10 protein-coding genes and 1 pseudogene are annotated in these 12,492 nt (G+C 70.4%); 4 read left to right on the forward strand and 7 right to left on the reverse strand.

Annotated elements, in window-relative coordinates; all coding sequences use genetic code 11:
- Positions 1-80: 80 nt before the first annotated feature.
- Positions 81-1,706, reverse strand: a complete 1,626-nt coding sequence (locus E5671_RS13260; RefSeq protein ID WP_160504179.1) for an MFS transporter — start codon at positions 1,704-1,706, stop codon at positions 81-83.
- 230 nt (positions 1,707-1,936) lie between these two features.
- Between E5671_RS13260 and E5671_RS13265 the strand changes: the two genes are divergently transcribed.
- A complete protein-coding gene (locus E5671_RS13265; protein ID WP_336605744.1) occupies positions 1,937-3,097 on the forward strand; it encodes a glycosyltransferase family 39 protein in 1,161 nt (386 codons plus the stop codon).
- A gap of 237 nt (positions 3,098-3,334) precedes the next feature.
- Complete coding sequence (locus tag E5671_RS13270) at positions 3,335-4,348, forward strand: phosphatase PAP2 family protein (protein ID WP_160504180.1); 1,014 nt, start codon at positions 3,335-3,337, stop codon at positions 4,346-4,348.
- A 129-nt stretch (positions 4,349-4,477) separates the two neighbouring features.
- Here the strand turns inward: E5671_RS13270 and E5671_RS13275 are convergent, their stop codons facing one another.
- A complete protein-coding gene (locus E5671_RS13275) occupies positions 4,478-4,693 on the reverse strand; it encodes an I78 family peptidase inhibitor (protein WP_160504181.1) in 216 nt (71 codons plus the stop codon).
- Positions 4,694-5,109: 416 nt separating this feature from the next.
- On the opposite strand from E5671_RS13275, the pseudogene ctaD reads away from it, so the two are divergent.
- Positions 5,110-6,681: pseudogene (gene ctaD / locus E5671_RS13280) on the forward strand (aa3-type cytochrome oxidase subunit I); the annotation flags it as partial.
- On the opposite strand, the gene E5671_RS13285 reads toward ctaD, so the two are convergent.
- The 5 genes from E5671_RS13285 to E5671_RS13305 form a co-directional block, all read right to left on the reverse strand.
- Positions 6,627-7,622: a helix-turn-helix transcriptional regulator gene (locus E5671_RS13285; RefSeq protein ID WP_336605745.1), complete on the reverse strand. Its 996-nt coding sequence runs from the start codon at positions 7,620-7,622 to the stop codon at positions 6,627-6,629. The pseudogene ctaD and the gene E5671_RS13285 overlap by 55 nt on opposite strands.
- A 71-nt stretch (positions 7,623-7,693) precedes the next feature.
- Positions 7,694-8,569 (reverse strand): FixH family protein, encoded by an 876-nt coding sequence (locus E5671_RS13290; RefSeq protein ID WP_237330163.1) that lies wholly within the window; start codon positions 8,567-8,569, stop codon positions 7,694-7,696.
- Positions 8,566-9,846 (reverse strand): glycosyltransferase family 4 protein, encoded by a 1,281-nt coding sequence (locus E5671_RS13295; protein ID WP_160504182.1) that lies wholly within the window; start codon positions 9,844-9,846, stop codon positions 8,566-8,568. Before E5671_RS13295 ends, E5671_RS13290 begins: the two co-directional genes overlap by 4 nt.
- 164 nt (positions 9,847-10,010) lie before the next feature.
- Positions 10,011-11,291 carry an ABC transporter substrate-binding protein gene (locus E5671_RS13300; protein ID WP_160504183.1) on the reverse strand — a complete coding sequence of 427 codons (1,281 nt, stop codon included), beginning with the start codon at positions 11,289-11,291 and terminating at the stop codon, positions 10,011-10,013.
- Positions 11,266-11,841, reverse strand: coding sequence for a hypothetical protein (locus E5671_RS13305; RefSeq protein ID WP_202121109.1), 576 nt, complete (start codon positions 11,839-11,841; stop codon positions 11,266-11,268). Before E5671_RS13305 ends, E5671_RS13300 begins: the two co-directional genes overlap by 26 nt.
- Positions 11,842-11,976: 135 nt before the next feature.
- Between E5671_RS13305 and E5671_RS13310 the strand changes: the two genes are divergently transcribed.
- Positions 11,977-12,489, forward strand: a complete 513-nt coding sequence (locus E5671_RS13310; RefSeq protein ID WP_160510159.1) for a hypothetical protein — start codon at positions 11,977-11,979, stop codon at positions 12,487-12,489.
- The last annotated feature ends 3 nt before the right edge of the window (positions 12,490-12,492 follow it).

Here is a 12,492-nt window from a genome sequence, read left to right on the forward strand (position 1 = left end):
CTGACGTTACGACGCAGTGTCCCGCACGTCCATAAGGGCGGATGAGCGGGGGAAGTCCCCGGCCGAAGGCCCGGATCACGTCAGCGGACGGACTCCACAGGAACCCCCGCCTCCCCTCGGGGCGCCGGGACCCCCTGCTCAGGCCGCGCCGCAGGCGCCCCGCACTCCATGGTCCGCGGCAGCTTCAGCGCCATGAGCGCGCCGAGCAGCAGCAGCCCCGCGCTGACCAGCAGGGTCACGTGCAGCCCGTGCACGAAGGACTCGCGCGCGGCGGTGCGCAGTGCCTCGCCCGCCCCGCCACCGAGGCCCGAAGCGACTTCGTACGCTTCGCCGAGCGAGTGGCTCGCGGCGGCGCTCTCCTTGGCCGGGACGCCCTGCACGGACGAGAGGCCCGGCGCGTACGCCGCGTTCATGACGCTGCCGAGGAGCGCGATGCCGATGCCGGCGCCCAGCTGGTACGAGGTCTCGCCGATCGCGGCGGCGCCGCCCGCCTGCGACTGGGGCGCCTCGCTGAGCATCGACTCGTACGACCCGAAGAGCGTGGTCTGCAGGCCGAGGCCGAGCAGTACGAAGCTGAAGAGCAGGAGCGGGTCGTTGGCCTGGTCGCCCATGCCGGTGAGCACCACCACGGCCGCCGCGGTCAGGGTGAAGCCGGACGCGACCATCGTGCGCGGGCCGAAGCGGTGCAGGAGCTTCGATCCGGCGAGGCCCGCGGCCATCGCGGCGACGGTGAGCGGCACGAGCCGCATGCCGGTCTCCAGCGGGGAGAGGCCGAGCACCAGCTGGAGGTACTGCGCGGCGACCAGTTCGAGGCCCACCAGGGCGAGCATCGCGAGCACGATGCAGCCGAGCGAGGTGCTGAACGCGGGCCGCGCGAACATCGACAGGTCTATGAGCGGATGCTTGCGCCGCCGCTGCCTGCGGACGAAACCGACCAGGAGGGCCGCGCCCAGGAAGAACGAGAGGAGGGTGGTCATGCCGAACGGCGACTCTCCGCCGCCCGCCCGCTTCACCGCGAACACGAGCCCGAAGAGACCGGCCGCGGCCATCAGCGCGCCGACCACGTCCCACGGCCCGTCGCGGTCGCCCGTCGACTCGGGAAGCAGCCAGCGCCCGATGGGCAGGCTGACCAGCATCAGCGGGATGTTTATCAGGAAGACCGAGCCCCACCAGAAGTGCTCGAGCAGGAAGCCGCCGAGCAGCGGCCCGCCCGCAGCGCCGATTCCGGCCACCGCGCTCCACACACCGATGGCGACGGCGCGCTCACGCCGGTCGGGGAAGACCTGGCGGAGGATCGAGAGCGTCGCGGGCATGATCATCGCGCCGCCGACGCCGAGCAGGGCGCGGGCCGCGATCAGGATCTGGGCGTTGTCGGCCATGGCGGCCACGGCCGATGCCACGCCGAAGAGGGCATAGCCGAGGAGGAGCACCCGTCTGCGGCCCACCCGGTCACCGAGCGTGCCGAAGAGGATGAGCAGCGAGGCGCAGACCAGTGGATAAACGTCCACGATCCACAGCAGCTCGATGCCACCCGGCTTCAGGTCCTCGGTGACGGCGGGCACCGCCACGTGCAGAACGGTGGCGTCGACGGCGACGAGCAGCAGGCTTACGCAGAGAACGACGAGCACCAGCCAGCGGTTGGCGCCGCCCTGCGACCCGGGTACCCGACGGCCGGAAGGAGCGGTGGCCGTGGTTGAACCCGACATGTGCGATACCTCCCAGTGATCCCTCGCATCGGCGGCCCCGCGGGACGTGATCTCCCAGCTGGCGGCAACGAAAGGCGAGTGAGCCGTCAGAGTACGCGAGTTCACGGCTGTGGCGCGTGGCGGACCTCTCACGGTTGCACGGAGACGGTGTGGCATACGCCACGCTGCCCACGCATGGACCACGCCCCCGGCAGGGCGGCCGGTTCCCGGCTGCGCCGATAATCGAGCCCGTGACCGACCTGGACCAACGCCTGCCCCCGCCGTCGTACGGCGCCCGTGCGAGCGCCGCGCTGCGCCGTGCGGCGCCCGCGCTTCTCGCCTACGCGGGGGTGCGCGCCCTGGGGGTCGCGGTGCTCGCGGTGTGGAGCGCGGCGGCGGGCAAGAGCCCGCACACCCTCCTCACCGCCCGCTGGGACTCCCTCTGGTACACCCGCGTCGCCGAGCACGGCTACGGCTGGGAGGTGACGCTGCCGGACGGCAGCGTCCACTCGAACCTCGCGTTCTTCCCGCTGCTGCCCTGGCTGGAGCGCCTCGTCTCGGCGGTCAGCCCCTTGTCGTACGCCGATGCCGGCCTGGTGGTGAGCTGGCTCGCCTCGCTCTGCGCGGCCGGGGGGATCTTCGCGATCGCCGATCACCTCTACGGGCGTCGGACGGGGATCTGCGCGGTCGCGCTGTGGGCGGTCCTGCCTGTGGGGATCGTGCAGTCGATGGCGTACAGCGAGTCCCTCTTCACGGCGCTCGCGGCCTGGTCGCTGTACGCGGTGCTCACCGGCCGCTGGGTGTGGGCGGGCGTGCTCGCCTCCTTCGCGGGACTGACCCGGCCCGTGGGCGCCGCGGTCGTGGCGGCGCTCTGGGTGACGGCGGCCGTCCACGTCCGCCGGGAGCGCACGGCGGACCGGCGCATGATCCTCGGGGTGGTCCTCGCCCCGCTCGGCGCCGCGGGTTACGTCCTGTGGGTCGGCCACCGCACGGGTGACGGCCTCCTCGGCTATCTCGACGTCCAGGCCGGCTGGGGCAACGGCTTCGACTTCGGATACGCCTTCGCCCGCTTCATCGGCGAAAAGTTCACCGCTTTCCCCGCGGCCCTCGCGGGGGCCGGCCTGATCGTCGGGGTCGCCCTGGTGGTCTGGCTGTACGTCATCGGCGTACGCGAGAAGCAGCCGCTGCCGCTCCTCGTCTACTGCGGGATCGTCGTGGCGCTCGCCCTGTGCGCCGCGGGCTATTTCGGCTCGAAGCCGCGCCTCCTGCTGCCCGCCTTCCCGCTGCTCCTGCCCCTCGCGGTGGGGCTCGCCAGGATGCGTACGTCCAGGTCGGCGCTGGTGCTCGGGGGTGTGGCGGCCGCGAGCGCGGTGTACGGGGCGTTCTGGCTGAACGGCTCAGGTCCGCCATGATCGTTTCCGGGCGTCGTGGTGAGCGGACGGCAAATTCCGCGCAAGACCCCGGTGAACGAATTTATAAGGACCATAAAACGGTCGCACCAATGATCAACGAATTCAGTAAGGGGCTCATCTCGGAATAGGGAAACCGCAGGAATAAACCCCCGTCTGAGATCAATGCCACATCACATCGTCATCACAAAGCCACTGATTCGGCCTAGTCCCGCACTCACTCGCTGTAACGTCGATTGGGTGCGTACCGAACGAAACCTCACCCGTCTGGACCGGGTCTTCGCCCGTCTCGACCGGGAGCCGGAACGACCTGCCGGCCTTGATCTGCCGAGGATGAGCAGACACAGGATCGTGCTCTTCAGCGCGACCCTGGCCTTCTACCTCGCCATCGTGGTCGCCGTGCTGACCACGTCGTGGCTGGTGCGGTTCGACTGGCAGGTCATGTTCTTCAGGCCCTACCAGCAGTGGCCCGAGATCCACGCCTTCCTCGACTACTGGGTGGTGCTCGGCCAGCGCGGCCCGACCGCCGTGATGGTCGCGGCCTGGCTGGGCTGGCGCTCCTGGCGTCAGCACACGATCCGCCCGCTCCTGACGTTCGGCGCCGCCCTGCTGCTCCTCAACGTCACGGTCGGCGCCGCCAAGATCGGCATGGGCCGGCTCGGCCCGCACTACGCCACCACGATCGGCGCCAACGAGATGTGGCTCGGCGGCGATATATTCCCTTCGGGCCACACCGCCAACGCCGTCGTGACCTGGGGAATCCTGGCCTACATGGCCTCCACCCCGCGCACCCGCCGCTACCTCTCGGCGCTCTCCGCGGTGGTCTCCCTCAGCGTCGGCCTGACCACCGTGTACCTCGGCACCCACTGGCTGAGCGACGTCTTCCTCGGCTGGGCCGCCGGCCTGCTCGTCCTGCTCGCCCTGCCCTGGGTGGAGCCGCTCATCAACCGCGTCGAGGGCTGGATCTTCAGCCTGCGGGACCTGTGGCGCGCCCGTCGCGCCGGCCTCGCGGCCCCGGTCGCCCCGGCTCCGGCGAGGGTGCCGCAGCCCACCCCCGCACCGGCCGACGAGCCCCCGCTGCGCGAGCCGGTCGGCGCCGCCCGCCCCGCCCGCGCCCCGGCCTACCTCGCGCCGGGCCCGCACACACCGCGCTCCGAGCGCAGCCCGGTCACCCCTGCGGGCAGCCGCCGCCCGCCGCACTCCGAGCGCGCCTCACGCGCCGCCACGTCGCCGCGGCCGGTGGCGGGCGGCTAGCCCCGAAGACAGCGGGGGTCGGTACGCACAACCCATCCCCCGCATCGCGAAGGCCCCGGTTCCGTCCAGGAACCGGGGCCTTTCGCCGTGCCGTGGTCTCGCGTCACGCGTCTCGCGCCTCGCCGGAGGTCAGCCCTTCCAGCAGCGGATCACGACGCCTTCCTTGACCTCGAAGTTGAGCCGCCCCGCGAGGTACTCCATGGTGATGATCGCGCCCGGCGGCAATGACCTGACGGTGGACCAGCCGCGCTCGCGGGCCTGCTGCTCGGCGCCCTCGGCCGGGAGGCCGACGTAGGCGTCCAAGGTGTCCTGGGGTTCGGCGGGAGGGGTCGGAATAGGTGCCATGGGCGCCACGTTAGGCGCCGCGGCCCGGCCGGGGAAGGCCGTAGCCGGACACCATGCGTCACCGGTCCCCCTCCGGTCACGCTTTTGTCACAGGATCACGACGTGCGTTTCGCCTTAACTCCGTCACACGTACGGGCGGTTCCTAAGTTGTTCCGACGCCATTCCTGGATTTCCCGCGAGCTACCTGAGAGCGTCTCGGTACCACTGAAATAGCGCGGCGGCCAGAGTGCCGAGTTGCCTTTACATACCCTCCTCATTTCTGAATCCAGGGCGCTCGACGAGATGTGACGACACATAGGGAATTCGAGGTTCCGGCACAGCGGGCCCGTACGCCCCCTGTCGGATCCGGGTGTGACGCGAGCATCATGGCGGGTGCTTCGAGCAGGACCGGCGGCGTGACGGCGAAGGGGCGAGCGATGGGGACTGAGACCGCGACCGCGGCGGCACCGCCGGCCTTGCGGAAGAGTCCGGGCCGGGTCCTCGTGGACTGGCTGACCACCACCGACCACAAGAAGATCGGCCACCTGTACCTGGTCACGTCCTTCGTGTTCTTCCTCGCCGCGGGGCTGATGGCCCTGATGATGCGGGCCGAACTCGCCCGTCCCGGGCTGCAGCTGATGACGAACGAGGAGTTCAACCAGGCGTTCACCATGCACGGCACGATCATGCTGCTGCTGTTCGCGACGCCCACCTTCGCCGGCTTCGCCAACGAGATCATGCCGCTGCAGATCGGCGCGCCCGACGTGGCCTTCCCGCGGCTCAACATGCTCTCGTACTGGCTGTTCCTCTTCGGCGGCCTGATGGTGCTCGGCTCGCTCCTGGTCCCCAGCGGCCCGGCCGACTTCGGCTGGTTCGCCTACGCGCCGCTCAACAGCATGGAGCGGTCACCGGGGATCGGCGCCGACCTGTGGATCATGGGGCTCGCGCTCTCCGGGTTCGGCACGATCCTCGGTTCGGTGAACTTCCTGACGACCATCATCGGGATGCGCGCGCCGGGGATGACAATGTTCCGAATGCCCGTCTTCACCTGGAATGTGCTGTTCACTTCGATCCTGGTGCTGCTCGCGTTCCCCGTCCTCGCCGCCGCGCTGCTCGTCCTGGAGGCGGACCGGCGCTTCGGCTCCATGGTCTTCGCCCCGGAGAACGGGGGCGCGCTCCTGTGGCAGCACCTCTTCTGGTTCTTCGGGCATCCCGAGGTCTACATCATCGCGCTGCCGTTCTTCGGGATCATCTCCGAGATCATCCCGGTGTTCAGCAGGAAGCCGATCTTCGGCTATCTGCCCCTGATCGGCGCGACGATGGCCATCACCGGGCTCTCGATCGTCGTGTGGGCGCACCACATGTTCGCGACGGGCGCGGTGCTTCTGCCCTTCTTCTCCTTCATGTCCTTCCTCATCGCGGTCCCCACGGGCGTGAAGTTCTTCAACTGGACGGGGACGATGCTCAAGGGATCGCTGTCGTTCGAGACACCGATGCTGTGGGCGATCGGCTTCCTGGTGAGCTTCCTCTTCGGCGGCCTCACCGGCGTCATCCTGGCCTCGCCGCCCCTCGACTTCCACGTCACCGACTCGTACTTCGTCGTGGCGCACTTCCACTACGTCGTGTTCGGCACCGTCGTCTTCGCGACCTTCGGCGGCTTCTACTTCTGGTGGCCGAAGTTCACCGGGAAGATGCTCGACGAGACGCTCGGCAAGATCCACTTCTGGACGCTCTTCGTCGGCTTCCACGTGACGTTCCTCGTCCAGCACTGGCTGGGCGCGGAGGGCATGCCACGGCGATACGCGGACTATCTGGCCGCGGACGGCTTCACGGCGCTCAACACCATCTCGTCCATCGGGGCGTTCCTGCTCGGCATGTCCACGCTGCCGTTCCTCTACAACGTCTGGAAGACCGCCAAGTACGGCAAGAAGATCGACGTCGACGACCCCTGGGGCTATGGCCGCTCCCTGGAGTGGGCCACCTCCTGCCCGGTGCCGCGCCACAACTTCGTCACGCTGCCCCGGATCCGCTCCGAGTCCCCGGCGTTCGACCTGCACCATCCGGAGTTCGCCGCGTTCCATCCGCCCCAGGCGCAGTACCCGGACCCGCAGACCGAACACCCCGGTCCAGGGCCCGGCTCAGGAGGTCCCTCGCCGAGCTGAGCCGTTCGGTGAGGCGTGACCCGCTGGGCCGCCTCCTCCAGGGGCACCAGGAGCCGGAACACCGCCTGTGCGGCGTACACACGCGTGGAGACGCCCTGGGAGACGTACGCGGCGAGGTCGTCGGCCGGCGGGGTGCGCGGCGCGAAGCGCGGTCCGTGCGGGGGCTTCGGTGTGATGCGGTCCGCGCGGAACGTACGCCAGTCGTCGCGGTCGACGTCCCAGGCGACCAGATACCAGCGGCGCTCGGTGCAGACAAGGCGGTGCGGTTCGACGGTGCGGCGGGTCGAACTGCCGCCGTGGTCGCGGTAGTCGAAGCGCAGACGCTCCGCGTCCCGGCAGGCGTGGGCCAGTTCGGTCAGGACCGAGGGGTCGACGGCCTGCGGCTGGGGGCTTCGAAGCATCGGCACGGTGAACGCCGTCAGGGCGCCCACCCTGCGCCGCAGCCTGCTCGGCAGGACCTGCTCCAGCTTGGTCAGGGCGCGTACGGAGGTCTCGCCGATGCCCTCGATGCCGTGTCCGGCGGCGGTGCGCAGGCCGACGGCCACGGCGACCGCCTCGTCGTCGTCAAGGAGCAGCGGCGGCAGCTCCGCGCCCGCGCCGAGCTGGTAGCCGCCGCCCGTGCCGGGGCTCGCGTTGACGGGGTAGCCGAGTTCGCGGAGCCGGTCCACGTCGCGCCGCACGGTGCGCGGGGTCACGCCGAGCCGGTCGGCCAGGTCCGCGCCCGACCAGTCGCGGTGGGCCTGCAGCAGCGAGAGCAGGCGGAGCAGTCGTGCGGAGGTCTCCAACATGGGGCCGATTGTGCCCGGCGTCGCGGACAGCCACGGTCCGCGATGGCATCACCTTCGCCGACCGGCCGACGTCAGCCCTCGACCGTGTTCGCCTCGCGGATCCGTACCGAGAGGTCGTTGTCGTTCGTGTAGTACGCCCCCGCCTCCAGCGGGCCGTGCGCCGCCGTGTCGAGCCGGACCACCGGGTAGGTGAAGATCTGCTTCTTGTCCGGGATGTCGTCCAGGAGCCGGGCGAGCCGGATCCGCGGCCCGCTCTCCCCCGCCGGGCGCAGCCAGAGGTCCCAGGGGCCGGGGCCGCTGTCGGCGAGCACGTCGCAGTGCAGGCCGAAGCTGAACTCCACGCCGTCGGCGGTCAGTTCGTAGCGCTCGATCCGGTCGGGCTCGGCGCGCCGGGACGCCTCGGCGTATGCGGCGCCGGTCAGCGTGGTGCCGTACACACGGCCCTGCGCGGCCACCTCGGTGCCCTCGATCCGCAGCTCGCCGATCTCCGCGTGCGGGGCGCGCAGCCAGCTGCGTACGGAGAGGTTGCCCTGCTTGGTCGCGTACGGAATGCGTACGGCGATGTGGCCGCGGGCGCCGCTGGGGGCGCGGTCGACCAGCGAGCGCAGGTCGTTGACGCCGGGCGCGAGGCGGCGGGGGGTGCCGCCGCCGACCTCCGCGTAGGCGTTCCAGCGTCCCTCGGCCAGCTCGACGCTGCTGGGCAGCGCGGCCCGCAGCCTGCCGTCGGCCGCCGGGGAAAGCGGCAGGCGCACGTCCTCGTCGGCGGATGCGGCGTCGCGGCGGCGCAGCAGCAGGTAGGCCGCGCCCTTGCCACCGGGGTCGGTGACGTCGAAGGTGAGGCCTCCGGCGGAGTCGGCTATGCAGTCGGCGCGTGGTGCCGCCGCGACGTCCTGATCGGCACCGGTGCCGCAGGGCGATGAGGCGTCCGAGGTGGCCAAGGCCGTCATGCGGTGGATCCCTTCGTCTGTATGCCGCTGGTCGATACCCCATGTCCGATGTCCCGCACCGCGTACGCACCGCCGAGGAGCGCGCCGCGGGTGCGGTGCAGTGAGCCGCGCATCCGGCCGCCGAAGGAGCTGCCGCGGGCGAGCATCCCGGTGAACATCGCGTCGTAGCGTTCGGCGATGCGGACCGGGTCGAAGCGCTCGGAGTCCTCGAGAGCGGCGCCCGCCATCCGCCGGCGGAGCGTGTCGTTGTTGATCAGTTCGAGCAGTCCGCCCGCGATCGCGTCGGGGTTGCCGACCTCGACGAGTCGCCCGTCGACACCGTTGTCGATGATCTCGCCAGGACCGTGCGGGCAGTCGGTGGCCACGACGGGCAGGCCGCAGCGCATCGCCTCGACGATGGTCATGCCGAAGGACTCGAGGCTGGAGGTGACGGCCGCGATGGAGCCCTTGGCCCACTCGGGCTCGATGGGGTGGGCGGGCCCCATCAGGAAGACGTGGTTGTAGAGGCCGAGCTCGTCGATCAGGGCGCGCAGCTTGTCCTTCTGCTTGCCGCCGCCGTATATCCGAAGGCGCCAGTCGGGGCGCTCTGCGCGCACCTGGTCGAAGGCCCGGATCAGCAGGTCGTACCGCTTCACGGGGGCGAGCCGCCCGGCCGCGACGACCCACTTCTGGGTGCCGTCCGCGGGCTCGATGCCGGGCGCGGGCACGGGGTTGGGCACGGCCTGGACGTGGACGCCCGGCAGGCGCATCTTGCGGCGGTAGGCGCGGGCGTCGGCCTCGGTGGTCGTGGTCAGGACGTCGAGGCGGGGGTAGACGCTGCGCAGCTGGCGGCGCAGTTCCTTGGAGTGGCTGTCGAGCGTGAGGTGCTCCTGACCGACCCGCAGCGGGCCGCGCGCGGTCTCGCGCGCGAGGTGCACGTTCAGGCCGGGACGCGTACCGACCACCACATCGGCGCTGACCGAGGAGAGATGCTCGGCGATGCGCCGGTCGGTGAGGGCGCTGTACTGGCCGTAGCGGCCCTCCGCGCTGGGGAACGTCCGGGCGGGCCGCAGGGCGTCGGCGGCCTCCCCCTCATATCCGGGGCTTTCCTTGCGCATGTCGACGAGGTGACTGAGCCTGACGCGGGAGTCGGGCGAGAACACGGGATCGTCGCGGTGCCGGAAGACGGAGACGATCTCGACGTCGTGCTGCTCGGCGAGAGTGTTCGCCAAGTTGTACGTCGTCCGGATCGTCCCGCCGATTCCGTACGCGTTGTGAATCAGGAAAGAGATATGCATGCGTCCCCGTATCCCACGCTTCCCCGCGGACAGTCCTTCTCGTCCGCCTACCGCAGGGTTAGACGGGGATTAGGGACCAAGGGTTGGGCTCCATCATCATCTTGTTTTTGAACAGTTGTGCCATCGGTATCCGATTTCGGGAACTTTCCTGCTAGGTACACGCATCACGGCTGGTAGGAGAGCTGCGGCACCTCGAAGCAGTTGTCGTTCATGTTTCCCTGTGTGACCCAGCCCTCACCGTCCTTCCAGCGGGCCACCGACATACAGGTCCTCCGCGTGCCGGGCGGCTCGGCCCGCTCCTCGTACGTCACCGGGAGCAGCAGTCCACGTGCCGTGTAGGGCTCGCCGCGGTTCATGAAGCGGTCGACACACGTGCGCGTGACGTCGCCCCGGCACGACTTCGCCGCGTCCGTGAACCACATCGCGGCGGCCCAGCCCTCCAGCTGCCACTGGGAGAGCTCCTTGTGCCCCTTCATGGCATCGCGGAACTCGCGTACGGCCGGCTGGTCCGTGTCCTCGTAGTTGCGGCTCGCGCCGGTGGCCCACAGGGCGTTGCGGCAGCGCGGCGCGTCCTTGTAGTCGCCGGCCACGGAGGAGGTCCAGTTCTGGACGTTGGTGACCTTGGCGGTGACGTCGGCGCCCACGTCGTCCATCGCCTCGCACAGCTGGGCGTTGCCGTGGGTGTCCATCGCGTCGAAGACGAGGTCGGCGCCCTGCTCCTTCAGATCGGCCGCCGCCGCACGGAAGTTGGGCAGCGCGAAGTCGACCTGCTCGGTGACCACCTTGTAGCCCTCGGCCTTCAGGCCCCGGGTGACGAGACGGGCGTACGCGGCGGACGAGGCCTGGTTGTACGAGACGACGGCGGCGGTGCGTGCGCCCTGCTCCCGCTTGAAGTAGCGGTAGACCTCGGTCCCGCCGATCAGCTTGCCGCCCCAGCCCGGCTTCCCGTCGCGCGGGGCGAGGCTGCCGTAGATCCCGTACAGATGCGGATAGGTGTCGTACGCGGACCCGATCGGCTGGCCCCCGACATCGGGCACGCGCGCTCGGGAGACCCGGGAGGCCCCCGCGTAGTCGAGGGAGCTGGTCGCGACGAGCGCGACGACGCGCTCCTCGTCGACCAGCTTGTGCACGCACTCGTTGTTGCCGACACCGCTGCCGCCGTCGTCACACGTCCGCACCTCGACCTTGCGCCCGTCGATTCCACCGCGCGCGTTCAGCCGTTCGAAGTACGCCTTGGCCCCGTCCCGGGGCCCGGTGAACGCGGAGCCGCCGACGGGGCTCGTCGCACTGGTGATGATGCCGACCCGGATCGGCGCCCCGGACGGGGCGGGCGCCCTGCTCCTGGACTCGAAGTCGCTCTCGGGGAGCCGGCTGCCGCACCCCGCCACGGCCACGAGCAGCGCGGCTGCGGCTAGGACCTCAACAGCCCGGACCGGGCGAGGCATTGCCGCTCAGCTTCACCAGGGCGCAGAGAGTCTTGACGGACACCTTCCAGGTGTCGTCCTGGTTGACGGAGGTGCCCGAGGCGTCGGGCAGCGCGGTGGCACCCTTCAAAGTCAGGGCGTACGTCACGTCCGCCTCGGTCGCGGAGGTGAACTCGACCTTGTTGACGTCGGCGCTGACCTGCTTGCCGCGCTCGTCGCCGCTGAAGCTCTTCAGGACGGCGCGCATCTTCGGCCCGTTCTCGAGGACGGCCTCCTTGTCCTTCATGGAAACGGCCGGATCGAAGAACTTCTCGAAGTTCTCCTTGACCTGTTTCTCGGCCGCCGCCGGATCCGCGGGCGCGTCCTCCGCAGGCGCTTCCGAAGAGGCGTCCGGGGTCGACTTCTCCGCGGACGGCTTGGGCGGATCGCTGTCGCCGCCCCCGCCGCTGTCGTCACCGCATGCCACGGCGGCCGGAGCGACAAGCAGGACCGCGGCTGCCGCAAGCGCCGCGCTCCGTACCCTTCCCCGCCTGAGATCGCTCCCCCGCTTGGGGCTGGTCCAGAGAACCATCTGGCTCACCACCGGGTGTCGGTCCGGGCCATCAGGGCCCGGTGCTTTCAGGGTCAGCTTGCAGAAGGCATAGTGCAAGCCATCGGCTGACATGGACAGCCCACCGACGCTACGAACGTGTCCCAGGGGGCGCAGATGCGGGCGGCTCAACCGGATCAGACAGATCGTTCGGCCCGGCTCCGTGCTGTGCGCCCCGTCCTCTGGGTGGCCTTCGCCGCCCTCGCCGCCGGTGCGGTGCTCTGCGTGATCGGCTGGTACGGCATGTCGGGCGAACGCTTCGCCGAGCGTCAGCTCCCGTATCTGGCGTCGTGCACGGTGCCGGGCGCGGCGCTGATCATCGCCGGGACGGTGCTCTTCGCTCATGGCAGGAGCGCCCTGTCCACGGCCCGCGTGGAAGAGCTGTACGAGCTGTTGGTGACGGTCGGCCCGGCTCCCGCCCCGACGGAACGGCCGGACCCGGTGGCGACGAGCGGCGACCTCCTGATGATCCCCGGCGGCACGCTCTGGCACCGGGCGGACTGCCCCCTGGTGGCGGGAAAACCGGAAGCGGTCCCCGCGGACGCCCACATCCTCGCGACCGGCGACCTGAGCCCCTGCCCCATCTGCGAACCGCAGCCGACGCCCATCACCCCGTCACCGGAGCGATGACCC

It is taken from the genome of Streptomyces sp. BA2, assembly GCF_009769735.1.
Taxonomy (GTDB): Bacteria; Actinomycetota; Actinomycetes; order Streptomycetales; family Streptomycetaceae; genus Streptomyces.